At 50.9% G+C, this 23,843-nt stretch carries 21 protein-coding genes; 4 read left to right on the top strand and 17 right to left on the bottom strand.

Annotated elements, in window-relative coordinates:
- Positions 1–60: 60 nt before the first annotated feature.
- The 8 genes from R70723_RS10515 to R70723_RS10480 form a co-directional block, all read right to left on the bottom strand.
- On the bottom strand, positions 61–324 hold the full coding sequence (locus R70723_RS10515) for a hypothetical protein (RefSeq protein ID WP_039871850.1): 264 nt from the start codon (positions 322–324) through the stop codon (positions 61–63).
- Positions 325–401: 77 nt separating this feature from the next.
- Positions 402–971, bottom strand: coding sequence for a GNAT family N-acetyltransferase (locus tag R70723_RS10510; RefSeq protein ID WP_052421263.1), 570 nt, complete (start codon positions 969–971; stop codon positions 402–404).
- 68 nt (positions 972–1,039) lie between these two features.
- Positions 1,040–1,960 (bottom strand): helix-turn-helix transcriptional regulator, encoded by a 921-nt coding sequence (locus R70723_RS10505; protein WP_039871849.1) that lies wholly within the window; start codon positions 1,958–1,960, stop codon positions 1,040–1,042.
- Position 1,961: 1 nt separating this feature from the next.
- Positions 1,962–2,522, bottom strand: a complete 561-nt coding sequence (locus tag R70723_RS10500; RefSeq protein WP_039871847.1) for a GNAT family N-acetyltransferase — start codon at positions 2,520–2,522, stop codon at positions 1,962–1,964.
- A 218-nt stretch (positions 2,523–2,740) separates the two neighbouring features.
- A complete protein-coding gene (locus R70723_RS10495; RefSeq protein WP_039871846.1) occupies positions 2,741–4,576 on the bottom strand; it encodes a UbiD family decarboxylase in 1,836 nt (611 codons plus the stop codon).
- A 147-nt stretch (positions 4,577–4,723) separates the two neighbouring features.
- On the bottom strand, positions 4,724–6,145 hold the full coding sequence (locus R70723_RS10490) for a flavin-containing monooxygenase (protein WP_039878562.1): 1,422 nt from the start codon (positions 6,143–6,145) through the stop codon (positions 4,724–4,726).
- Positions 6,146–6,318: 173 nt separating this feature from the next.
- Complete coding sequence (locus R70723_RS10485) at positions 6,319–7,299, bottom strand: hypothetical protein (RefSeq protein WP_039871845.1); 981 nt, start codon at positions 7,297–7,299, stop codon at positions 6,319–6,321.
- Positions 7,300–7,422: 123 nt separating this feature from the next.
- The gene (locus tag R70723_RS10480; RefSeq protein ID WP_039871844.1) at positions 7,423–7,797 is read right to left on the bottom strand and encodes a hypothetical protein; all 375 of its coding nucleotides are present in this window, start codon (positions 7,795–7,797) and stop codon (positions 7,423–7,425) included.
- A gap of 172 nt (positions 7,798–7,969) precedes the next feature.
- On the opposite strand from R70723_RS10480, the gene R70723_RS31520 reads away from it, so the two are divergent.
- The gene (locus R70723_RS31520; protein ID WP_047171093.1) at positions 7,970–9,235 is read left to right on the top strand and encodes a S8 family peptidase; all 1,266 of its coding nucleotides are present in this window, start codon (positions 7,970–7,972) and stop codon (positions 9,233–9,235) included.
- Between the two features lie 42 nt (positions 9,236–9,277).
- Here the strand turns inward: R70723_RS31520 and R70723_RS10470 are convergent, their stop codons facing one another.
- From R70723_RS10470 to R70723_RS10455, 4 genes are all read right to left on the bottom strand, one after another.
- Positions 9,278–9,475 carry a hypothetical protein gene (locus R70723_RS10470; RefSeq protein ID WP_039871843.1) on the bottom strand — a complete coding sequence of 66 codons (198 nt, stop codon included), beginning with the start codon at positions 9,473–9,475 and terminating at the stop codon, positions 9,278–9,280.
- Positions 9,476–9,598: 123 nt separating this feature from the next.
- Positions 9,599–10,687 carry an IS200/IS605 family element RNA-guided endonuclease TnpB gene (gene tnpB / locus R70723_RS10465; protein WP_197071798.1) on the bottom strand — a complete coding sequence of 363 codons (1,089 nt, stop codon included), beginning with the start codon at positions 10,685–10,687 and terminating at the stop codon, positions 9,599–9,601.
- Between the two features lie 86 nt (positions 10,688–10,773).
- Positions 10,774–10,947 carry a hypothetical protein gene (locus R70723_RS33365; RefSeq protein WP_156123804.1) on the bottom strand — a complete coding sequence of 58 codons (174 nt, stop codon included), beginning with the start codon at positions 10,945–10,947 and terminating at the stop codon, positions 10,774–10,776.
- A 291-nt stretch (positions 10,948–11,238) separates the two neighbouring features.
- Complete coding sequence (locus tag R70723_RS10455; RefSeq protein WP_039871840.1) at positions 11,239–11,739, bottom strand: GrpB family protein; 501 nt, start codon at positions 11,737–11,739, stop codon at positions 11,239–11,241.
- 1,463 nt (positions 11,740–13,202) lie between these two features.
- Between R70723_RS10455 and R70723_RS10450 the strand changes: the two genes are divergently transcribed.
- Positions 13,203–14,372 carry a stalk domain-containing protein gene (locus R70723_RS10450; RefSeq protein ID WP_231574862.1) on the top strand — a complete coding sequence of 390 codons (1,170 nt, stop codon included), beginning with the start codon at positions 13,203–13,205 and terminating at the stop codon, positions 14,370–14,372.
- A 100-nt stretch (positions 14,373–14,472) separates the two neighbouring features.
- On the opposite strand, the gene R70723_RS10445 is transcribed toward R70723_RS10450, so the two are convergent.
- Positions 14,473–15,810, bottom strand: a complete 1,338-nt coding sequence (locus tag R70723_RS10445) for an amidase (RefSeq protein ID WP_039871838.1) — start codon at positions 15,808–15,810, stop codon at positions 14,473–14,475.
- Between the two features lie 241 nt (positions 15,811–16,051).
- Here R70723_RS10445 and R70723_RS10440 point away from each other — a divergent pair, with 241 nt between their 5' ends.
- Complete coding sequence (locus tag R70723_RS10440; protein WP_039871835.1) at positions 16,052–16,474, top strand: hypothetical protein; 423 nt, start codon at positions 16,052–16,054, stop codon at positions 16,472–16,474.
- Positions 16,475–16,584: 110 nt separating this feature from the next.
- Here R70723_RS10440 and R70723_RS10435 read toward each other — a convergent pair whose 3' ends face one another.
- The 3 genes from R70723_RS10435 to R70723_RS10425 all read right to left on the bottom strand — a co-directional run bounded on the left by R70723_RS10435 (position 16,585) and on the right by R70723_RS10425 (position 21,766).
- Complete coding sequence (locus R70723_RS10435) at positions 16,585–17,514, bottom strand: aminoglycoside phosphotransferase family protein (protein WP_039871834.1); 930 nt, start codon at positions 17,512–17,514, stop codon at positions 16,585–16,587.
- A 448-nt stretch (positions 17,515–17,962) separates the two neighbouring features.
- A complete protein-coding gene (gene uvrA, locus R70723_RS10430; protein ID WP_039871833.1) occupies positions 17,963–20,833 on the bottom strand; it encodes an excinuclease ABC subunit UvrA in 2,871 nt (956 codons plus the stop codon).
- An 18-nt stretch (positions 20,834–20,851) separates the two neighbouring features.
- Positions 20,852–21,766, bottom strand: a complete 915-nt coding sequence (locus tag R70723_RS10425) for a nucleotidyltransferase (RefSeq protein ID WP_039871832.1) — start codon at positions 21,764–21,766, stop codon at positions 20,852–20,854.
- Positions 21,767–21,892: 126 nt separating this feature from the next.
- Here R70723_RS10425 and R70723_RS10420 point away from each other — a divergent pair, with 126 nt between their 5' ends.
- Positions 21,893–22,783, top strand: a complete 891-nt coding sequence (locus R70723_RS10420) for a helix-turn-helix domain-containing protein (protein ID WP_039871830.1) — start codon at positions 21,893–21,895, stop codon at positions 22,781–22,783.
- 99 nt (positions 22,784–22,882) lie between these two features.
- Here R70723_RS10420 and R70723_RS10415 read toward each other — a convergent pair whose 3' ends face one another.
- On the bottom strand, positions 22,883–23,779 hold the full coding sequence (locus R70723_RS10415; protein ID WP_039871829.1) for a GNAT family N-acetyltransferase: 897 nt from the start codon (positions 23,777–23,779) through the stop codon (positions 22,883–22,885).
- Positions 23,780–23,843 lie beyond the last annotated feature (64 nt).

Here is a 23,843-nt window from a genome sequence, read left to right as displayed (position 1 = left end):
GAGTTTGGACGGGCTATTTACACCTATATGGCCGGACTAAGAAGAAATCTGCCGTTATCGCTATACACCGGATTCTGTGCGATCTATATGCTCTCTCCCAAAGTAGCGGTCCGCGCAGTCTTTGACGAGGTGTCGCCGGGAGGTTTCATGAAGGTTGAGCAGCTGGTTTAAGACAAATATCCGCTGGACCTTATCCTCTGCATACATAAACAGCTGCTGCTTATAATAATCGAGCTGCCGCTGATTCGGCCCGGAAGGCCGCACATTTTTTTCGTATACACTGAGCAGCTGTAAATGCAGCTTATAAGTCTCTTCCTCATTCATAATGGCATCTCCCTGTAGAAACAGTTCTTAGTATGCCATTGTCTCCATCTATGAATGATTAATACCTGGTAATAGAGCTATCCGGTAGTTTTCATGTAATAATCCCCGTAAGGCAGCTCTCTGCTTCTCTCCAGCTTATGGTAGCCCAGCCTCTGAAGCACTGCGACCCGGTGCACCGCCTGCGGAACCGCCTTGGTTAACACGCCGCTGAAGGTGAAATGCTGCGGAAACTGAAGCTCTACCAGCTCTATTATTTCAGATAACACATCAGCTTGCTCATACTCAGAGACCAGATCAAGTCTCAGGATACCGGCCTCACCCTTTTCCTCCCCCTGCTCAAGCTTCCTGGTAAAAAATTCGACAGTTCCGATTACCCGCTCAGACGTTTGTTCAACAATACTGAACCGCACATAGGCCCGTGTCTTATATTCTCCCAGCCAGGCTTCAATACAACGCTCCATTTCCTCAAGCCTGGTCATCTTGAAATCGGAATGGCAATTGTCGCTGTTGAACAGAGGATGGGAATCGGGATCACTATAGCATCTAAGCAAATCTGCAGCATCGTCCATCCGGACCAGCCTCAGGCTGAAGCTTCCGGTTTCATATACGGGACAACAGGTATAAGGGTCTGTAATTCCAAGGTTCATGGTAAAATCCTCCTTATTGAATGGGAATGATTCCATTATAAGCAGGTAAACCGGACAACAGCCTGTCGTCATTCCTCATATTGCTGCAAAATCATCCGGGCATGGCTCTGCAGCCGCCGGCGCAGCGTCTCAGGCTCCAGCACGGTACAGGAGCCGGCGTTCAGCAGCAGGATTCCGAACCAGCCGGTTTCCGTCTCAGGCACACTGAATTGCAGAATCAGCTCAGAGCCGTGTTCTTCAACTACTCTGGCATTCGGAAAAGCTTCTTCCAGCTGAACCCTCCTTCCGGCAGGACAGGCAAGCTTGATGCTGATGCTGGGCCGTACATCCTGATGGGCAGCAAGCAGCTGCTCCGCGTTTCCGTGACTATGAATAAAGGTCTGACCGGTATTTCGGATTTCCCTGATCCTCGACAAACGGAACAGCCGGTAATCCTCACGTCCGCAGCAATAGGCAAACAGATACCAGGCATACCATCTGTATGACAAAAGCAAGGGCTCCACATAACGGCTGGAAACAGACTGCTGCGCATCCGTGTACTGAAACTGGACCGCAGTCCGGCTGCGGATCGCCTCTTCAATAACTTCGACTGAATGTATGGTTCCACTGCCTTCACGCAGCGTATCCAGCTGCAGCCGGAACGGCTGCTCAGACGAAAGTCCCGCCGGGGACAGGGATATCATTTTTTCTACCGTTTCCTCTGCCTGCCTGCTGTTATAGCCTGAGACCAGCCCCTTTAACGCAGTCAAAATGTACATGTAATCCTCTGACTGGAGCAGTTGCCTGTTCATTTTGTAGCTGTCCAGGATATAATAGCCGCCGCTTTTGCCCTGTATGGAGCCTACTGGGATGCCCGCCTCGCCAATCGAGTCCATATCACGCTGAATCGTACGCGGAGAAACATCAAATTTCTCAGCGAGGGCACGTGCACTGACCACGTCCCTGTTAAGCAGGTATACCACTAAGCCCAGCAGCCTGTTTACCTTCATCTTATTTCACCGGCTCCTCAGCCCTACTGAACCACTCACGACCAAGCAGTCCGTACGCAAAGGTATCATGCCATTTGGGTTCACCGTGCTCATCATGCTTAAAATAACCGGTCTCACGGAAAAAACCTTCTCTCCGCAGCTTCAACCGTTCAAGCAGCCGCCATGACGGTGCATTATCCGGATTACAACGGGCCGTTACACGCCGTATCTGCAAATCGGTGAATCCGTAATCCAGCAGCCGCCGGCAGGCTTCCGCCGCATACCCGCAGCCGTGAAACCCGCTGTTAAACACATAACCAAGCTCCCAGGTCCGGAAAGCAGCGGGCTGCTGCTGCTGAAAATACAGGTTGCCGATCAGCTTGCCCGAATCCTTCAGGCAAACGGCCCAAAACGCCGGATCACCGGAACGCCGCAGCGCCTCAGCCTCACACTGGGCTTCATTATGTACACCGTATGGCTCAAATTTCACAACGTCTTCCCTGGAAAGGTACTCATACAAATCCCTGGCATCCTCAGGCTTAAATCGCCGTAATATCAGCCGCTCTGTCTCTAATACTCCCAATGTATTCACCTCATAACGATAGTTATTGGACGCACCAGCCCCACTATCCATAATTTTCCTACCAAGTATAAATGAGCTTACGGGTTTCTTCAAATGAACATATGAAGGCGGTGGGCTTGCGCGGACTGGGTCCGTTAGAATTGAGGTTCTACTACTATATAAAAGAAAAAGAGATGCCCGGCCATTACACGGCTGACGGAACATCTCTTGCCCATAAATTACTTGCGGATGCCGCTAAGGCTTCCGCCCTGCGCAAACACCCGTTCAATATTGCGCTGCACATCCGGATCCGGAATGAGCGGCGGCGCCTGATGCGGCTTCACACGGGCATCGATAATGACATTATCGCAGGCCCAGTGCTTGTGCGTGATTCTGCTGTTCACACCGTGAATATCATGCGAAGGATTGCTGCGCGTAAAGGTCGCCCACAGGAAGTTATTCAGCTCCTCGCTGATAAACCTGCTGTCATCGCACAGAATGATCATCGGGCACCCGGGAAGCGCTCCCTGCGCTTCAATGACAGCACTCAGGCGGCTCATTTCCTGCTCGGTATCATCATAGGTCGTAAATGCAGGGCCCGTAAGCGCCACAATTCCCGGCAGGACCAGCTTAGCCTCACCGAAGCCCTCCAGAGAAGCCAGAGCCTCCGGCACCTCTGTGCACAGGGTTCTTTTCTTATCACCGACTGCGGCAAAAACAACCTTACTCCCCGTGTTGATTCCCGTTCCCGAGTAATCCAGCGTATCAATCGTCGTATTCGTCTGAAAATGAATATCCCGCCGCAGGTCGATCCGCTCCAGAATATACGTCAGGAAATCAGGGATATCATGCGTGCTGACCGGACGGTCCTCCACTGCAGTGATGAACAGATATTTAGCCAGACTGAGCTGGCCGGTGCCGAGCACCCGGTTGGCAATCGTCAGCAGCTCTGCCGGCTGCTTCAGCTGCTGGTAAGGTGTGTAGCGCTCGCTGCCGATTGCGAACAGCAGCGGATGCACACCTGCCGCATCGACGGCATGCACTTCTTTTACACCGGGCACCTCATTTTTAATCGCGCTGCCGGTCAGCTCATGGATCAGCTCGCCGAAGGCAGTGTCCTCCTGCGGCGGCCGTCCCACTACTGTGAAGGGGAAGATTGCGCCTTTTTTGGCATACACCTTATGCACCTTCATTACCGGAAACGGATGAGTCAGGCTGTAATAGCCCAGATGGTCGCCGAACGGCCCTTCCGGCTTCGTGTCGCCGGGATGGATCTCGCCTGTAATTACAAAATCCGCATCCGCGCTGACACAGAAGCCGTCTACATAGCTGTAGCGGAAGTGGCGTCCGCCGATCAGACCGGCAAAGGTCATCTCGCTGAGGCCTTCCGGCAGCGGCATAACCGCAGAGAGCGTATGGGCCGGGGGGCCGCCGATGAAGCAGCTGACCTTGAGCGGCTCGCCCCGCTTGACCGCATGGCTCTGGTGGATGCCGATGCCGCGGTGAATCTGGTAATGGACGCCTACCTCTTTATCAATCTCATAATCGTTGCCGCTGAGCTGAATCCGGTACATCCCCAGATTGGAATTCATGATCCCCGGCTTGTCCGGGTCCTCCGAATAAACCTGCGGGAGCGTTACAAAAGCGCCGCCGTCCCCCTGCCAGTGCTTGATCTGCGGCAGATCGGAGATCTGAATCTCCTCGAAGCTAGGCGGCAGTCCGCCTGGCAGCTTGAGCGGCAGCGCCTTCCGGGCGGCAAGCCCTGTACCTACATATTTGAACGGCGCTTTCAGCGCCTTCATGGGATCATCCCGCAAAGCTATAACATCCTGGGAAGATTCCCACGTATCCCGGAAAATAAACTTGCTGCGCTCGATTGTGCCGAACAGGTTCGAGACTGCACGGTACTTGGAGCCCTTTACCTTTTCGAATAACAGTGCGGGGCCGCCTGCCTCGTAAACCTTCATATGGATGGCTGCCATCTCCAGGTGGGGATCAACCTCCTCACGGATCCGGATCAGATGCCCGTGCTTTTCAAGATCGTTAATGCATTCTTCTAAATTGCGGTATGTCATTGGTCTTACTCCAATCTGCAGAAGAAATAGGTTCCTCTTTATTATCAATGAGCCGGGAGCCAAGGTCAAACTTCTAATGTGCTGCAGCAGACAAAAAAAACTGCCTGAACCATTGTTCAGGCAGGCGTTATTCTATAAATGAAAGAATCAGGCCTTGGCAGGCAGCCACTCTGCAGTAAACTCAGCCACATCATATTCGTAAAAAGCCTGCAGCACCGCTTCCCGGTCATCCGTGAACAGCTGATCCGCCACACCGGCGACCAGCTTCGGAATCGCGTTCCGCATCCCGGAAATGGCCGAGGCTGACAGCCCGTTGCTGGCCAAGGCCGAATAATTGAATACAAACAATCCGTGCAGCAGCTGCTCGCCCTCCTTACTCCTGCTCTGCAGGGCAAAGCCCGGGCTGAGATAGGGATGTGCATCAAGCAGCGGATTGGCCGTAGCTGCCGGTGCCTGATAACGGTCGCTCCAGCGCGCGATATGGGGCTCAACCAGCCGCAGCTCCGGGCGCAGCCCGGGATCGCTGAGCAGTCCGGTGCTGACAACCAGGAAGTCAAAGGTATACTCGCCCTGCGGTGTAGTCACAACGGCCTTATCCCCGGACGCCTCCACCTTCAGCCAAGGTGAGCCGAGATGCAGCCGGAAGCCCGGCCACGCTGCCGCACGGGTAAAGGTATCGTTCGTCGGCGGCTGGTTGTATTTGAAGAAATGCGAGATTACCCCGTATTTGTCTTTATCCGCCAGCGTGTGGAACCGTTCAATCATCCCCGACAGCTCCATCTGGCGGATCGGATTGATGCTGGGCAGCTGGTCCCGGCGCACGAACACATGAGCCTCTGCAGCACCATCCGAGAGAATGTAATTTGCATTATCAAAGGCGGATGCGCCGCCGCCGAGAATCGCGATTGTCCGTCCGGCCAGTGCAGTACAATCGATGGCCTCCGAAGTATGTGCATATAGATGCTTTGGAAGGTTCTCAGCGATCATCGGCGGTACATGCCACTCACCACCGCCCTGAATACCTGTTGCCAATACAACCTTGCGGGCCAGCAGCACATCGGAGGGCGTTCCCGCTCCGGTAATATGCAGCCGGTGAACGCCTTCCCCCGCAGGCTCAATCAGCTTAAGCGTTACTTCATTCATAACCGGCAGGCTGAGCACGCTGCGGTACCAGCGAAGGTAATTCATCCAGTCGCTGCGGGGGATTTTATCGACTGCTGCCCAGCCTTCCGGGCCGGTCTGTGCTTCCCGCCAGGCGCGGAAGGTCAATGAGGGAATTCCCAGATCGATAGAGGTCAGGTGCTTCGGTGTCCGCAGCGTAACCATCCGGGCATAAGTCTCCCAAGGCCCCTCCTGCCCCTCCTTGTTCTCGTCGATCACAACAATATTGGAGATCCGCTCCCTCAGCAGTCCAAAAGCCGCTCCCAGCCCGCTCTGCCCGCCGCCGACAATGACAACATCATATACATGGCCTTCGGGATGCTCCAGGGGACGCACCCAATCCGCGCCGCCGTAGGCCAGATAGGAAAGATCGGTTTGTACTCGTTCGTTCAAAGCTTCCAGGCTCATCATTCCTCAGACCTTTCACCGGCATATTATCAGGAGCTCCCCGCATTCCAGGCTGCTCCGATGCGCTTCAGTAATATTATTTGCCATATTATATCCGCTGCGGGCTGTCTTTTGAATATATATGTGAGGTTAATTGTCATTATAGCTAAAAAACAAGCAAATGATTGTACATTTCAACCAAATTTCAGCGCCTGGTTAACCTCGTCCATCATTCTTTGTAAAGTATCCTCATCAAAAAATAAGCTTGTCCCTTCCAGACACTCCGCTGTTCCGGGATCAAATTCCGCAAAATCAGTATTCTCTCCAAGAGAGTACAGCTTAGCGTCTGCAAAGCCCTCCCATTTCGTAAGCTCCGGCTGCACCATCAGGTTCACCACATAGACCAGCCCGTGGCCCACATTCAGATACAGATAGTGATCTACACGCCTTGACGGCTGCGGCTGTGCGGACGGCAGATACAGCTTATGGACAGGCTCTTTCGCCGTTATGTTCAGCAGAATAACTTCATTACTGTACTCATCCACAGACAAGGTCAGCTTCGGGGCAAACCCGGCAACAAAACGCAGCGCCGCAGAATGTCTTAAGGAATCGTCAAACGGCCAGCCGAGCGGCATGATTCCGAATTCAACAGCTTCACCGCCGAAATAAGCCTGCTGCAGCAGGGCTTGGACCTCTTTTACCTCTGCATCCTCATAAGGTTCAAGCTCTGTAGTATCGACAGTGTAATGCACCAGCCTGCGCTTTTGACCAGAATACCAGTGCTCGCTGTCGTTATGGCGGTACAAATCCTTCATGACAGGAAGAATGCCAGTCTCCGTTTCATGGAACAGCTTGACCGATCCGGGCTTCAACTGATTCATATGTACAGATTCAATCCTCCCTTTGCGTTCAAGCTGTCTCACCACACCGAAATGCGGAGCCACCTCCTCCATCACCAGCTGCAGCAGCTGTTCATCCGGTACAGGAACCGTAATATTGAAATCCATAGCAAGCAGTACACTTCCCGCTGTAAAATATTGCGCCAGCGCGGTCATCCCTGACGGAGCATCTGCCGTGACTGTATGCATAAAGAACCGGGAGCGGTCTCCAACATTCATGTGCTCCTGCCTGCTGCAATATTCCAGTAACCGGTAGTCTTGAATCCAATCCAACATGGCTTCTGCCTCCTATCGTTGCAATACCTTATTAGAAAACATAATATATCCCCTATAATATCCTATTCAGGATGTTTATAGGGGATAAGGGTGTGTCTATTCTACATTAAGACTATAAGTCTGTTAGAAACGGGCTACAAAGAATTCGCGGTTAGCGGAAACGCTTTTAGTTGTCAGGAGGTTACCAGCTTCATCTCTTATCCGCAGCACATACGGCACTGTAGTCAGAGTAGAAATGGTTGGAAACTGGGCTACACCGAAATCGTCGAAATCCGTAGTCGTTGTGACCGCTCCGCTAGTCAGCGAGGCTGTCCAGCCGGTGGTGTCCTTATTGACATTGCCTGTGCTTGTTGCCAGAACGACGAAGCGGCTGAAGGTTTGTTTGATTCTCCGTTTTCTTTTCACAACCTTCTTTGCATTCGTTTTGCGGGCCATCATAGCTTTCTTCGCCAGTAATGCTTTTTTTGCCAACAATGCTTTTTTCTCAGCTTCTCTCACTTTGCTTCACCACTTTCTTTTAAGATAGTGTATTAAATGCAATTTAAGTGCTGCCTGAAAGGAATAATGACCTACTCTCGTAAAAATGTGGTATCGTCTCCGTTTCATAGATTGGTGTCCGCTGGGCTGTTCTCTGCATAGGATGTGCTATTGGAGAGGTGAAGCGACAGACATGAGTGAATCAATGTGGGTACGGCATTACGCCGCCAAAATCAACAGGCCCCTAAAGCACAAGCTGCAGAATTCTAAGGGATCAGCTAAACGGGCTGCCGCAGTTCCAGTAATTGTCCAGTTCAAGCACAAGCTGACTCCGGCCCGGATGCAAATGCTGCAGAGGCATTTAGGCGGACATTCTTTTCCGGTAAAGCACAGGCTGCCTCTGCTGAATGCCGTATCTGCACAGGTTTCGCTGAAATGTCTGGAGCGGATCTGCAGCTGCGGGGAAGTCGGCAAGGTCTATCTGGACGGAGTTAAAAAGGCTTTCCTGAATATCGCCACCCCTTCAATCGGATCGGCAGCCCTTCAGCAGACACGCAAGCTTACCGGAAAAGGGATTAACATCGCTATTATAGATACGGGGGTTTACCCTCATCCCGATCTGACCCGGCCGGTCAACCGGATTATCGCCTTTAAGGACCTCATAAACCACCGGACAAAGCCTTATGATGATAACGGTCACGGCACACATATCAGCGGGGATGCCGCAGGTAACGGTTGGTCTAGCAAGGGCAAATACAGAGGGCCTGCTCCTGAAGCAGGTATAGTAGGGGTTAAAGTGCTTGATCAATACGGCGAAGGCTATGATTCTACCATTATTAAAGGCATTGAATGGTGCATCGCCAACAAAAAAAGGCTTAACTTGCGCATCCTGTCCATGTCCTTCGGCGGACCGGCAGCCGCTTCAGCTGAAGAGGATCTGCTCGTCCAGGCAGCTGAACAGGCCGTCAAGGCCGGGCTGACGGTCGTCATCTCCGCCGGCAACAGCGGACCTTTGGCCCGGACGGTGGATTCTCCGGGAGTCAGCCCTTCTGCCATTACAGTCGGAGCGGTTAACGACCGCCGGACCGTCACCCAGGCGGATGACCGCATTACGTTCTATTCCAGCCGCGGGCCTGCTCCGGGCGGCAGAGTGAAACCGGATATCGTGGCACCCGGGGAGATGGTCATCTCCCTCCTCGCACCAGGCTCCCGGCTGGCCCGCCAGCAGCCGGGACTGAGGGTGGGCAAATGCTATATTAAGCTGTCCGGCACCTCCATTTCTACGCCGATTGTCTCAGGCGCAGCCGCCCAGCTGCTGCAGCTCCGTCCATGCCTGACACCGCAGCAGGTAAAAACCACCCTGAAGCGTAACGCCTTCCGCCTCAACCTGAAGCCGAACACCGCCGGCAGCGGTGAGATAAACATGCGGTTTCTGGATTGCCGGAAGAAGCGGAAATGATGGAGCTGCGGGTTACAGCCGGGCAGACTAAAGGCACGGGCGTTATGCCCGTGCCTTTAAGTCTTTTAATTCATGAAGAACGTCCTTTACATCACAGTGGGGATTTATGAGACGGATCAAATCTTCCGTAATGGCGGAATCATCGTAAATTTTTACAACAGCATCCAATGATAGCGGTAGCTCAAAATAATCTGCTGCAAATGCTACAAACTCCTCGGGTGTTCGGTATATACAGCCCATTGAATTCTCCCCCACTTAGCTAACGCTTGAAGTGGCGGATTCTTGCGAACAGAAGAGTAACCTCTTCTTATTTAGCAAGCGATTCCTGCGTTCCCGCAGTTCTATCATTTGGATAGGTGGCGGTTAAACCGCTACTTGTGCAATATTATGAGCGGCGTTTTCATCACGGTCATGAAGCGTACCGCAAACGGTACACGTCCATTCCCGAACCGCAAGATTCTTTACTTCCGGGTGAATCGTGCCACACACGTGACACCGCTGACTGGTCGGTTCGAACGTATCAGCGATCCGAAGGGTTCGTCCATACCAAAGGGCTTTGTACGTCAGTTGCCGTACCCACTCCCCCCAAGACGCATCCGCGATGGATTTTGAAAGCTTGGGATTCTGAATCATATTCGCGACACGCAGATGTTCGATACTAATCGTTTGGTTTTCACGGATCAGTTTCGTTGTCAGTTGGTGGAGAAAATCATTTCGTTTATTCGCAATACGTTCGTGAATGCGAGCGACATGCTGCTTCGCTTTCTTCCAGTTGGAGCCGCCCGGAGTACGCCGAGCCATCCGCCGCTGCCAAAGCGCCAGCTTTTTCTCATATTGGCGGTAAAAGCGGGGGTTGGCATACCGTTCACCATTTGAGCTTACAGCATACTCTTTCAAACCCAGATCGATTCCGATATGTGCGTCCACTTGCGGCAGTGGGTTCTTTTCAACTTCGCAGCCAAGCGAAACGAAAAATTTCCCACTGGCGTTTTGACGCACGGTAGCGGACAATATCCGGCCTTCCAGCTTCCGGGAGTTTGCAAAACGCATCCAGCCGAGTTTTGGGAGCTTCAAGCGACTCCCCTCAATGGCGATATTCCCGTTCGTGAATTTGGTCGTGTAACTTTGAACCGGATGCTTCCGGCTCTTAAAGCATGGCGCTTGATTTTGCTTTTTGAAAAAGCGATCAAAGCTATCCGCCACATGACGGGCAGCCGACTGCAAAGCAATGCTATCGACTTCTTTCAGCCAGTCGTATTGTGCTTTTAGTGCAGGGAGTTTTGTCGCACAAGCGTGATAGGACAAGCCTTTTCCCGTTTCCGCATAGCTTTGATTCCAAGTGTCCAAAAAGGTATTGAACACAAAGCGGCAGCAGCCAAACATACGCCTTATGAGTTGCTGTTGTTCCGGTGTGGGGTAGATCCGGTATTTATAGGCTTGATGTATCAGCATGTGCAACACCTCATTTTTGGTAATATTATTCATATTATAGCACATGCGTTCGGGTTTAGGTCAAATACCGCAGATTCATCCCCACCCTATCGAGGGTGGAGTATTCTCAGCTTTTTTAGATAAATCCCTTGCCATACTTTATATTCATCTTGTGCATAGGGGCTTAATCCAGATTCATGATCAAAGCCTTTTATGATACAGCCTTCACCGGAAAATAAAATAATCAGATGATCACCAGCACCATTATCTATTTTCGCCATAGAAATACCCTCATCCCACTCTTGAACAAAGTCATGGTAACGAAGTCATTCCTCCTTACAAAGAATATAATTTAGTGATGCTTGAATTTTCATTAACTTTATTAAGGTTATCGGTTCTGGTAACCGCTCTAGCACCTTTGCTTCCATGAATCCTCACCCTTTCTTATCTGATAGCAAAGCAATTATCAATCAACACAACGCAATAATGTTACGGGCTCCTCAAAGGTTCCAGGTGTCGTGAATACGGCAGCTTTTACCACTTTACCCTTATATGATATTTTCAAGTTCAATCTATGTAGCACGTTGCAGTATCTCGTTCACAAAACAGCTTTTGGCATTTGAATATGCCGCACGGTCTTTACTGAACCGTTCGGCAAGTTCAATTTTTAAGTTGCTGTATCTTTTAGCGTCCTCGGGATGACCTCTCATATAATCGCGAAAGAGAATATGACGCTTATATTCAGCGCTGTCCACGGTACACACGTACAAATGATGCCAAATTACATCGGCTGGAGGAATAAATGCCTCTCGTCCTTTAATTCCTAAATCACCTTCATGGACATAGCCTAGAGTTGCAAGCCTCTGTACAGCTATATACACATCTTCCTGCGTAGGAACCACAACGTCCAGATCGATAATGGGCTTTGCTGCTAACCCAGGAACTGAGGTACTTCCAACGTGCTCAATTGAGACTACAATGTCTTCAAGTACCGGCAGTACGAATTCCCTCAGTTTTGCAAATGCTCTAGTCCAGCTAGGGTCGTAATCAACAACTATTAATTCAGAGCCCATACATTCTCTCCCCACTTAATAAAATAAATAATTTAGCGTCGGTATACACAAGCCTTCTAGGAACGTGACGAAGCTATTTCAATTTGTTTGCTTTACTATACCTTTAAACTCGAATAAATGAATTAATGCTATTGCGTAAGTTGCACCATCACGTGCTGCTTTCAAGTATTCAACCATGTTCTCACTAAATTTTCAACCTAACAAATTCTTGGTAAACACATTGTTAAACGTAGTTACTCCAAAGTAGCTACTCCCCCGAAGCATGACCCGGCTCGAGTTTTTAATTAAAAATCTTTTTTATTATCCCAACACTGTCTTCTTGAGGATATAACCATACAGAAAGAATCACAGTTACAATTAGTAACGAAGCCCGTATAAAAAGGATCAATGCTCCATTACGTTTTCTAAATAAAAATAGATATAAAAGGACAACCACGCTGTTGAGAAAGTATATATTTGGTAAATACAATATACGTGCTAGTCCTGTATATGGGAAGATCAGTATTAAGAGTGTAATTATTAGTATTGAAGGTGACATCGCAAGTAAATATATATCAGAATTATTTCCTAACCAAAAGTTATTTAAATTAAATTTGGGCAATCCCAGAAATGTTTTATTACAGTTAGAGCATTTGTATGAATAAGGAATAAAAACAGGAATTATAGCGATCAATGCTCCGTAATCAATGGCACCTGTAAAAAAGTAAAAATTTAAAAATAAGTAGATGGAAAGTAAGAGTCTTGTATGAAATGAACTTATCTGTTTGATGTTTGTATTTTGACAATTAGAACAGCGATTCATATTTTCACCTCTTATTTATCATAGACAACGCACAACATAAATCTACCTTCAGTTAAATTATAGGATGTTTTGTTTTATTTCAATAGTGAATTGGCATGAAAGTTATATAAGGTGCTTAGATTTGCCGAACTGGGCGGTATTGTAAAGTGCAAAGAATTTATCAGCTAGTAAAATTGGCAATGAGGGTAAAACTTTCCCAGATTTAATACACAACCCGAAATGTATAGAGTACCTTCGTAATGTTCAGTGAGCAGTTCATTGGCTTGCGTCAAATTCGACATAAAACCCTCACTTATCTTGTTCAACTATCCTGCCCGTTACTTCGAAAATGCATCCGATCACTTGCTTTTCTTGCATCATAAACGTATTCTTTTAATTCCTCTAAGGGAATGCCAGTTGAACGCAGGGCTAAAATGGTTTCTATCCACTCAATACTCGAGTGGGAGAGATTTCTCTGACCTCAATTAATCTGCAACTGCTATATTTTGATAATGTGAGCCATCGCCGATGTTGTCTGCAGACAGCCATTCAAGTATTTTGTATATATTTTCTATTTTCCCTCAGATAAAGGAAACATTTCCCTTCATTCCTCGTCTAATCTTTTATATCGTATATGAAGCTTCAGCCTAATTCTATTATTTCCGAAAGGAAGGTAACCTGCATGATAAGAAAACTGCTGCTCCTGTCCACTGCCGGACTTATGCTTTTATCAGGTACAATATCAGCTCCGGCCTCAGCCGGACCAGGCACCGAAGAAGTGAAATATTATGTGACTTATGGCAGTGACAGCGGCATATCAGGAAGCTTCGTAGGTACAGCTTTGATTAAGAACGGTGTATCCTACCTGCCAGCCAACATCACGGGCGGACTCGGAATTGAAATGAAGTGGGACAAGACCCGTACACGAGCCACATTCAGCGGCTGGGAAAAAAGCTTCGCCGTTCGGCTCGGCAGCTCAGCCGGGGTACTGGATAACGTCACCGTCAATATCGGGGGTACTCCTTTTATTGCCCGGGACGAGCTGTATCTGCCTGCCAAATTTCTGGTTAAGGCGCTGGAAGGCGGCACGGTCCGCTGGGATGCCACAACCCGCAGCTTGCTGGCTAACGGCCTCCATATGTACCGCGGTTATTCAGAGACTTACAAGGGCACTCGCTACTCCGTCTCTTTTGATAGCGGTGATCTATACATTTCATCCGGTAATGGCGCGAAACAGAAGCTCGCCCATCTGGGCAGGGGTCTGGATCTGGTCGACCTCACCTTCGAGGATACCCCTGGCGGATTGACGGTGCTGCAGGTTAGAAACTCTTACGGGGAACCTCATCTCTATGCAGAGTACTATACCTATCTGCTCAAAAACGGGGCTCTCATGCGCCAGGCGCATACCGATTTTCATACTACCTTTGATGAGCCGGCTCTCTGGTCCGGGGACAGGCTGCTGATGAACGACGGGCAGACCCTGCGTCTGATCGAAGACGGTACCGGTGCGGTAAAAGAAACCGTCGACCTGCCGAAATTGATGCGAACCGGCGTAACGCGGGACGTTTATTACAATGTAGAGGCTTTTTATTCCGATGTTGCTCTGATCCGGCCGGGCGATACCGCCTTTTTGACTGCTGTTGACCGTTCCACCGGCACCCAGACACTCTTATATGAGCAATTACCTGCAGCCGACAGCAAATGGATATTGGACCAGTGGGACTCCATGTTCCCCGGTGATGATCTGCGGTTTGAAGGCCGCAGCGGCAATGAGCTAACCCTCCGCGCTTACAACCTAGGGCCTGAGAATAAGGATACACAATTCATCTATACCCTGCCTGCACCGCAATAATTAAAAGATCTGGAGTGTATACTCCATTCCTGCCCCGAAGCGCCAAAACAGCCGCTGAACACAAAACGTGTGTCCAGCGGCTGTTAAGTGTGTTTGCAATTCAAATCCTCTTCGGACAAAGCTCCTGCGCCACCTGCCGTGCCCAGGCCAGCAGCCATTCATCTTCCCCGTAGCTGCCGACACATTGAAAGCCGAGCGGAAGTCCGTCTATATCGGCCGCTGGAATGCTGATAGCCGGGCACCCGGCAAAGCCCCAGATTGCTGTCATGCCAGCCCAGCCGGTATTGTTAGCCTCCAGCCTTGGTGCGGTTCCGCCCTGTGCCGGTGATACCCACAGATCAACCCCCTCTTGCTCCATAAGGTTCTTCAGCCGGTCTCTTAACACCAGCTGCAGCTGCCGGTAATCAGCCAGCTCCTCCTCCGGAACAGCCGCACCACTAAGAATGGCTTCCCTGACACTGGCACCATAGTATTCTTCATACTTTACGATACGATCCTTATGCTCACGGGCCATTTCCCCCTGAATAAACCGCAGCATCGCATTACCATAGACAAGCTCGTCCTCCCAGGGCATCTGAACCTGCTTCACCTGATAGCCAAGCAGCTCTAGCGAACGAACCTGTGCAGCAAAAGCTTGTTTCACCTCTTCCGACATCAGCTCCATATATACCCCGCGCGGGATGCCAAGCACAGGTTTACGACTCACCTGACGGACCTGCCATTCCGGAATAAGCAGCTCAGCCGCCGTCTCCATACCGGACAGATCCTGGGTGAAGAAGCCGATCGTGTCAAATGAGGGCGACAGCTTGATCACCCCGTCCAGCGGAACTCTGCCATAGCTCGGCTTAAACCCCACCACTCCGCAAAAAGACGCCGGCGCGAGAACAGAACGTAAAGTCTGTGTTCCCAAAGCCAGCGGACATAGCCCTGCAGCAACTGCAGCAGCTGAGCCTGCACTCGACCCGCCGGGAGTATGGGCAGGATTATGCGGATTAAGGGTAGCGATGGGACCATGGTAGGCGAACTCCTCAGTTACGGTCTTACCGGCAATAAACGCCCCGAGTTCACGCAGCCGGGTGACTATGGAGGCTTCCCCACCGGCAAGTGCCTCATCAGGCAGCCGGGACCCGGCTTGCGTCGGCATATTCTTAACATGGATTAAATCCTTGATTCCGACCGGTATCCCCAAAAGGGCAGGTTTACCGGCGGTACCGGCGAGGAAAGCCAGCAGACGCTCCTGTTCCAGCTTAAGTCTCTGCTCCAGCCGGGCTTCGGGCACAAAGGCATGAAGCTGCGGCTCCAGCTCCCGGAATCTGGTCAGATAACTGTCAATTGACGTTTTAAGCGAAATTTCGGCTTCTTCGGTGTTATGTATCAGATCGTTAAGAGAATTGCGGACAAGCTGCATATCATCATCTCCAGGATCAGTTTGGGACATTCTCCTGACATACGCAGCCCGCCCCCAAAGGTTACATTTTTTTCCTAATTAATTCCTCTGAAAATAGTTCCTAGTCCATACACATCAAAAAAATGCTACAATACATCCGAATATAAGAAAGGAAGGGGATATAATGCTCAAACTGTTCAGAAAAAGCGATCTTAAGCAGACCTTCTGGAAATAGTTCAGTAAACGGGAGCATGAATTTTATACCGGGTTTGAACATAAGAAAGAACAATATATGGCCGAAATCAGCGGCAGGCTCCATGAGATAGATGAGAACTTAACCTATGAAATAGGTACTGTAAATGCAGATGGAAAACGGGAGTTTATTGTTTCTGCCGACGGGCTCGTAGATTCCTTTGAGACGGTGGAGCTTCTGTGCGGCAAGGCGCCAGTCTACAGCAATTGGATAATCATCCCGTTCAGGCCCCGCATGAATTCTGATAGTCTTGAAATCAGCATGGGAGATGTCAGCCTATCCTATGAGGATATTTATTTCGCCTATGAGAGTAACGGACAGATACTTGATTTGAATGTGTATATCCAAAATTATGATCAGGATGACAGCTGTTATCAGTTCGCGTATTTTATCCTACTGGATTCATTAATCGGAGAGTATGATGCGGTTAGTAAAATTGGAATACACACTTTGGGCCGCTGACGGCGATACATAAAAGCAGAGCACTTCCTTTTGTCAAGCTGCGGGAGATTGTTGACGGACTTGCCCTGTGAATATCTGAAGGTTTAACTAGATTACATCCGCTTTTCTTTCTAGCCTATGTACTTCAGTTGAGCCTGCAGCAGCCTTCTTCCTTTTGCCGCAGCTCCGGGCATAGTCTGCCTTGTGCCCCAGTAAATATCACCCAGCGCCAGCTTTATGCAGCTGATCCTGATCTGAATTTGCTTTTCCTGCAGAATGTCTGAACCATAACCGGCAAAGAACGCCTTCATTGAAGCTTCGTCATTGATAAAATATTTCTCAAACAAAGCCGCGAAGCTGTCAACCTCTACGCCCCACAGCATATTCTCAAAATCAATCATCCCGGTAAATTCACCGCCAGCACCGACCAGCCAATTGCCTGGAGTCGAATCCCAGCTTACCGGTACAGGCTTGGCTCCTGCAAACACTTCTGCCTGCTCCATTGCCCAATGTAAGCTTACCTCCTCAGCAGGCTCAAGCAAATCAGCTTCCAGACACTTTCCTCCGAGGTCACTGAGCGATTGCCTGATATAGGTTACGGGATCACTATGATGAAAAAGCTCAATTGGCTGTCCGTTCTGATCCGGGCGTCCAAACCATTCCCCGCTCTGTGACTCATGGATCAGCCTCGTCAATTGTCCTGCCTTATAATAAGCAGCATGTAATGCCGGTGGCTGGAGCCCCGCTTCCCGCATAATTGTTCCTTCGATGGCTGTGATTAGAATCGCCTGCCAGCCGTCACCCTCATAGACCGAGATAAGCTCCGGCACATACGGCTGCAGACCGTTCACCCAGTGCTTATAAGCATAGACCTCCGGGTGCCATCTTTCTTTCCGGCTAAATGTTTTCAGGTAATACGCCTTCTGACCTTCCGCTGCCCGAAGCTTCCAAACCCCCGTTCTCGCACTGCCGGGCCTGAGATCCGAGATGACTTCAAATGCCCCCAGCGTTAATTTTACCCGGGAATATAATTCAAACGGATGTACCGCAAATAGCTGCATGACTACCTCCCAATGTATTCAGCATATGATGCAAACATCGCCAACTTCCACAATATACCATTATTCAACCATAAAAAATAGCCGTCAGAACACTTCTTTTTGTGTCGGACGGCTAAGCTTTTGCAGCTTAACGTTTCAGTATAATTTTCTGGAATTCCAGCCAGGCTAGCGGGTCTCTAACATTTAGTTAGATTTTCGTCAGCTAATTCTGCGGTTTATCAATATTTCCAAGCATTAGGTGGAAAATAGTAACCTAATTTAGCCAAAAATCCCCTTAGGGCTAAAAACAAGAGAATTAACTGACCTTTTTCCACCTAATCCTCTCATCCGGCCGAATCACCTTGATTTAGGTGACTAATTTCCACTTAATTCGATTAGCCCCACTCCGTTACCCAGAAAACCAGCACTCGCAGCCCTCTAGCACAGCACTCACTAGCCCGCTAGCCTCTTACCCCAGCACACTCCGCAAATACCGCCCGGTATGCGATGCCTCCACCCTGGCAACCTGCTCCGGGGTGCCCTCCGCGACCACGAATCCGCCGCCGTTACCGCCCTCCGGGCCCATGTCGATGATGTAGTCGGCAGATTTAATCACGTCCAGGTGATGCTCAATCACGATGACGGAATGCCCGCCGTCCACCAGCTTGTTCAGCGCCAGCAGCAGCTTCTGGATGTCGGCCAGATGCAGGCCGGTGGTCGGCTCGTCGAGAATGTACAGGTTGTGTGCACCCCGCTTGATCTTCGCCAGCTCATTCGAGAGCTTTACCCGCTGCGCCTCCCCGCCGGAGAGGGTGGTCGAGCTCTGGCCGAGTGTCAGATAGCCCAGCCCGAGCTCGTTCATAATGCCCAGCTTATGCTTAAGGTACTTGTGATCTGCAAAAAACTCAGCAGCCTCCTCCACCGTCATCTCCAGCACCTCAGAGATCGATTTGCCCCGGATCTTGATCTCCAGCCCTTCCTCCGAGAAACGGTTGCCCTTGCACACCGGGCAGATCGTTTCAATGTCGGCCATGAACTGCAGGCTGGTGACGATGATCCCGTCTCCTGCGCAGTGCTCACAGCGTGTCCCGTTCGCATGGGTCAGGCTGAAGTCAATGGATTGATAGCCGCGCTCCACGGCTTCCGGCTGCGAGGCGAACAGATCGCGGATTTTATCATACAGCCCGATATAAGTAGCCGGGTTAGACTTGCTGTTGCGGCCGATCGGCGACTGGTCGATGTTGATAACATGGTTCACCAAATCTGCGCCGAACACATAGTCATGCTTGCCGGCGACAATCCGTGCACCTGTCTTGTCAATTTTGAGCTGCTTGGTCAGGATTTCGTTGATCAGCGAGCTTTTACCCGAACCGGACACACCGGTAATGCAGATGAAGACATTCAGCGGGATATCCAGATCGACATCCTTCAGATTGTTCTCCCTCGCGCCTTGAACAGAGAGAAAAAAGTCCCCAAGCTGGCGCCGCCGCTCAGGTACAGGAATAACCGTTCTGCCGGATAAATAGCCGCCTGTGACAGATTCCGCTGCACCCTTTATATCCTCAAGCGTTCCGCTGGCCACTATGTTACCGCCGTGAATCCCCGGTCCCGGACCAATCTCAATAATATGATCGGCACAGCCGATCGTTTCGAGGTCATGCTCCACAACGATTACCGTGTTGCCAAGATCGCGCAGCTTTTTCATCGTCTCAATGACCCTGCCGGAATCACGGGGATGCAGCCCGATGCTCGGCTCATCCATAATGTAGAGCATGCCCATCAGCTCACTGCTGATCTGGGTGGACATCTTGATCCGCTGCATCTCGCCGCCGGAGATACTGTCACTGCGTCTGCCGAGATTGATGTAATGCAGGCCGATTTCGATCAGCAGGCTGGTGCGCGTATGCAGCTCGCGGACGATGGTCTCCGCCACATCCCGTACCTCCGGCTCAAAGGTGAGCGCCTCCAGAAAAGCCAGCAGCTCCTGCAGCTGCATCCGGCTGAGCTGATCGATGTTTTTGCCTCCGACCGTTACCTGCAGCCGCTGCTGCTTAAGCCGGGCGCCGCTGCATTCCGGGCATACCTTTTCAATCATGCAGTCCTTAATGAAGCTCGGCTCAAACGCCTCTGTTGTGGAGGATTTGCGGATATAATGCTTGTACCAGTTCTCCATCTCATGGACAAAGCCGCCAAACGCCCGGTCCTTGCCGGTCATCCAGTTTTTCTTCTGGGAAAACGGCGGCTGCAGCATCGGCACAAGCTCACCATGGGTTCCGTAGAATAGCAGCTCGTGGATTTCTTTTGGCAGCTCATGAAACGGGGTATCCAGACTGAAGTTGTATTTCTGGGACAGGCTGTACATCAGCACCGTGCGGTAGCTGTCCTTGCCTGAGGTGTTGAACACCGTATTCTTAAGCGCGCCTTTGCTGATGCTCTTCTCCGGGGCGACCACCAGAAAATGCGGCTCCACCACATAAGACATCCCCACCCCGAGACAGGTATGGCAGGCGCTCGCCGGCGTGTTAAAAGAGAAATGGAACGGCTGCATATCGCACAGGAAGAAGTGATGCTCCGGGCAGGCAAAATGCTGATAGAAATCCTCCGGCGCACCGCCGATCACCTCCACCTTGATCATAATATCCTCATCCAGTGCAAGAATGGCCGCTTCAATTGACTTCGTAAGCTGGATATAGGTATCCTGGCGCAGCGTTATCCGGTCTATCACAATCTCAATCACATGGGACTTGCTCTCATCCGTCTCCAGCTCATCCCCCAGCGATACCGGCTCCCCGTCGATCAGCAGGTGCTTGAAGCCCTTTTCCCTTAGCTGCTGGAAGGTGTAGCTGTAGTCCTCCCCGTATATTTTGTATACCGGAGCCCGCAGCTCAATAACGGTCCCCTCCGGCAGGCCTGTAATATGCTCGGCAATCTGGGCAGCAGACAGCTGGCGCAGCGGCTTGCTGCATTCAGGACAGTGTCCCGTACCCGCTGTGGCGAACAGCAGACGGAGATAGTCGTTGGTATCCGTAACCGTTCCGACCGTGGAGCGCGGGTTGTTGTTGCCTTTTTTCTGCTCAATTGCAATCACCGGAGACAGGCCGCGCACGTAATCCACCTTGGCTTTTTTGAGCTGGCTGATCCGGCTTTTGGCAAAATTGGAGATGGAATCGAGAAACCGCCGCTGCCCCTCCCCATAGATCACATCGAACGCCAGCGAGGATTTGCCGGAGCCCGAAACCCCTGTAATCACCGTCAGCTTATCGCGCGGAATTTCCACCGACACATTCTTGAGATTGTTCTGCTTCGCCCCTGAGATTTCAATGCTCGTTCTTATGGACATTAACCCGTTCTCCCCCCGTTATGGTATGTATAGAAATCCGATTTCCTCAGCCGCCGGTTTGCTTTTTGCTGTAATGCGGATCGTCTGCGATACCTTCTCGATGATCCCCTTTTCGGCCATATACTCCAGAATATTGATCAGGTAATGCCCCTCCATATGAAAATGCTTCGTCAGCATGGTCATCGTCTTAAGCGACTGATCCCCCATAAAATCAAGCACCGGGCGGCTCATAGCCTCAAGATGGCGGTCCAGCACCTGCTCAATCTCCCGGATGGCGCTCCAGAGCTCTGTTTCGCTTAAAGGTCCGGACAACGGATTCTGGTAAAAGGGGGCCATCTGCTCCGGCGAACGCTCCAGCATGCTCAAAACCGCTTCACGGGTCGGCGGCTCACCTTGCGCACACAGCTCCATACCGGCGATCAGATCGGCAGCCTTCAGGAGAAAAAACTGGGTATATCTCGCGTCCTTACGCACCGTCAGCCATTTCTGGCATTTGTGGCAGATATCAATCAGCTCACAGGCTCTCCATAGAAGCGACCGCGCAATATCCTGGCTGCCCATCCTTCTCAGCTCATCGAAATAGTCATACAGGCTCTCGTCCGAGCTGTAAACCATCCGCCCCTTGGCAAAATACGACTGCGGCATTGAGCCGCCGAGCAGCCTGTCCATCCCCCGCTTAAAGCTGCTCCGCTCAAACAGCTGCACATTTATGATGATTCCATCCTCGTCAAGACAGTATGATGTCTGCTGCAGGGTCTGATCGCGGATGATCAGGGTCATATCGATGTCGCTTTTCTCCCAGACCGTATCATACGCCAGACTTCCGCACACAATGACTGCAATAACGTTAGCATCCTTCTTCACCCGTTCCACAAAGCTGTCCGTTGCTGTCCTGTAACGCTCCTGCAGCTCCCGAAGCCCGTTCTCTTCCATGTCCGTTCCTCCTTCTGTTAACGCTGTATGATGAAATCGCTTGCCCTTTCAGCAGCCTATGGTAGAATTATACACCTCATCCATTCCGCAAAACCGGACACTAATTGCGAAGTACAGGAGGAACGCATGGACCATTACTTGCTGGAAACCATTAACCGGACTACGGATTACATTGAAGAGCATCTGCTGGAGCCGCTGTGCCTTGACGATATTTCAGAGCATGTTAACGTCTCCAAGTTTCATCTGCTGCGGATCTGGAAGGGTGCTACGGCTACCGGTCTGATGGAATATGTACGGAGAAGACGGATTGCCTGCTCACTCGGGGATCTATTGGGCAGAAGGATCAGCATTGAATTTATTGCGGACAAATACGGGTTCAGCTGTGAGCGGACCTATAACCGCAGCTTTAAGGAAGAGTACGGCCTTACTCCGGCAAAATGGCGTAATGCACCGTCCCAGCTCAATATTCTCGACCGGTTCAATGCTGACTTTATGAGCCGAGCCGGAGAAGGGCTGGTCTTCTTCCGCTCGATCAGTGTGGTCCCTTCCTTCTCGATTGCCGGACCGGAATATACACTTAAGGACGGGCGCAGCGCCGATTCCGTGGATGCCGCCAGGCTTGGCGTTGATTTCTTTACCCTCGACCGCCAGCGGATTCTGAATCCGTTACATAAGGATGTCTTTATCGGATTCACGGCTGTCCCTGAGCCGTTCCGGGGGCTGACCTTTTACCAGCCGTCCCTGCAGATCAGCCACAGCAGCATCATCCCGCCGGATATGAACGTCCGGCACACCAAGCCGCATAAATATGGCGTATTCACCTATATCGGCCTACACCGGCCGGAAGAAATTTCTGCAGAGTCCCTGAGTGAAATCTGGAGGTATATCTTCGAAATCTGGATGCCGACCGTACAGTTTGAGCTGGAGGAGAAGTTCAGCTATGAGTCCGTTAACTATGCCAAGGGCAACAGGCATTACTGCGAGTGTGATCTGTATTTTCCGATTGCGGGGCTGTGAATAGTGGTGTCGGAAAAATGTCTTACGGGTCCGCAGCCGTCACAACAGGTTGTAGACATAAACAAGCCAGGATCCGTAGTTCAGAGCCTGGCTTAGCCATCAGATTATTTTTTTGCGCCACACGCCCAGCTTAACCTCCGGAACGAAGCCGATCCGTTCATAGAAGGGCTGGTTTGGACCGGTATAGGCCTTAACCATTCCTTTGGAGCGCAGCCGGTTCAGTGCTTCATAGATTACTGCCTTGCCAAGCCCGCAATTTCTGTAGTCCCGGTGGGTTCCAACCGGCTCAAGTATACCAATCCGGTTAGCTTCATCCACAAAAGCATTACAGAACGCTGCGACCTCCCCCTGCCCGTTAAGCAGCGCCAGATCAAGATCGGGGGAGTAACCCGGCGCCTCGCGGATACCGCCGTAGAACTGCAGCATCTGCTCAGCTCCCTGTGTCCCCGGGTAATTAAAGGCCATAATATGGCCCTGGGCCTTGACAATATCGGAGACCTCCTCACCGCTGTACAGCTTGAAGCCCTCCGGCAGGCGTACCGGAAACTCCTTATCGAGCACAATGGAGACCGAGCTGTCGCTTTCATCCGGAAGCAGCTCGTATCCCCGGCTCAATGCTTGCCTTTCCAGGCTGCCCATAAAATTAGGAATGGCCAGCTTGCAGTACTCGGCAGGCTCCCTGGCGCTCTTTCCCTCAATGTAGTCAAACATTTCTCCGGTGAGGCTGTCCGGCGGATTCTCAGAATCCAGCTGGAAATAGAAGTCTCCGTCTTTGCTGGCCACGGCTGTGAGCCTGCCGGTCTCATCCTCCCATAGCCCGATGTTCCGCTCCCAGTCCTGCAGCGTGCCTGCCCTCAGCTGAAAGAAAAAAATCTCGAATTCCCAGCGGGCAATCAGCCAGCTGTTCGGCCGTTTCAATCGACCGTAAGCATCAGACAGAAACTGACGGACCTTCAGCATATCCGTACGTTCATAAGCCCTATAATGATAATTCAAATCTGAAACCTCCCTACAACTCTTTACAACCTAATTATAGGGGAAGTATCAAATTCTATAAATG

The organism is Paenibacillus sp. FSL R7-0273, assembly GCF_000758625.1.
Classification (GTDB): Bacteria; Bacillota; Bacilli; order Paenibacillales; family Paenibacillaceae; genus Paenibacillus_AQ.
This window is presented reverse-complemented; position numbering and strand designations above follow the sequence as displayed.

Excerpts from the sequence above, each read along its gene's own strand:
- R70723_RS10515 (WP_039871850.1), bottom strand. The coding sequence starts at position 324 with ATGAATGAGGAAGAGACTTATAAGCTGCATTTACAGCTGCTCAGTGTA.
- R70723_RS10510 (WP_052421263.1), bottom strand. The coding sequence starts at position 971 with ATGAACCTTGGAATTACAGACCCTTATACCTGTTGTCCCGTATATGAA.
- R70723_RS10505 (WP_039871849.1), bottom strand. The coding sequence starts at position 1,960 with ATGAAGGTAAACAGGCTGCTGGGCTTAGTGGTATACCTGCTTAACAGG.
- R70723_RS10495 (WP_039871846.1), bottom strand. The coding sequence starts at position 4,576 with ATGACATACCGCAATTTAGAAGAATGCATTAACGATCTTGAAAAGCAC.
- R70723_RS10490 (WP_039878562.1), bottom strand. The coding sequence starts at position 6,145 with ATGAGCCTGGAAGCTTTGAACGAACGAGTACAAACCGATCTTTCCTAT.
- R70723_RS10485 (WP_039871845.1), bottom strand. The coding sequence starts at position 7,299 with ATGTTGGATTGGATTCAAGACTACCGGTTACTGGAATATTGCAGCAGG.
- R70723_RS31520 (WP_047171093.1), top strand. The coding sequence starts at position 7,970 with ATGAGTGAATCAATGTGGGTACGGCATTACGCCGCCAAAATCAACAGG.
- R70723_RS10470 (WP_039871843.1), bottom strand. The coding sequence starts at position 9,475 with ATGGGCTGTATATACCGAACACCCGAGGAGTTTGTAGCATTTGCAGCA.
- tnpB (WP_197071798.1), bottom strand. The coding sequence starts at position 10,687 with ATGCTGATACATCAAGCCTATAAATACCGGATCTACCCCACACCGGAA.
- R70723_RS33365 (WP_156123804.1), bottom strand. The coding sequence starts at position 10,947 with ATGGCGAAAATAGATAATGGTGCTGGTGATCATCTGATTATTTTATTT.
- R70723_RS10455 (WP_039871840.1), bottom strand. The coding sequence starts at position 11,739 with ATGGGCTCTGAATTAATAGTTGTTGATTACGACCCTAGCTGGACTAGA.
- R70723_RS10450 (WP_231574862.1), top strand. The coding sequence starts at position 13,203 with ATGATAAGAAAACTGCTGCTCCTGTCCACTGCCGGACTTATGCTTTTA.
- R70723_RS10445 (WP_039871838.1), bottom strand. The coding sequence starts at position 15,810 with ATGTCCCAAACTGATCCTGGAGATGATGATATGCAGCTTGTCCGCAAT.
- R70723_RS10440 (WP_039871835.1), top strand. The coding sequence starts at position 16,052 with ATGGCCGAAATCAGCGGCAGGCTCCATGAGATAGATGAGAACTTAACC.
- R70723_RS10435 (WP_039871834.1), bottom strand. The coding sequence starts at position 17,514 with ATGCAGCTATTTGCGGTACATCCGTTTGAATTATATTCCCGGGTAAAA.
- uvrA (WP_039871833.1), bottom strand. The coding sequence starts at position 20,833 with ATGTCCATAAGAACGAGCATTGAAATCTCAGGGGCGAAGCAGAACAAT.
- R70723_RS10425 (WP_039871832.1), bottom strand. The coding sequence starts at position 21,766 with ATGGAAGAGAACGGGCTTCGGGAGCTGCAGGAGCGTTACAGGACAGCA.
- R70723_RS10420 (WP_039871830.1), top strand. The coding sequence starts at position 21,893 with ATGGACCATTACTTGCTGGAAACCATTAACCGGACTACGGATTACATT.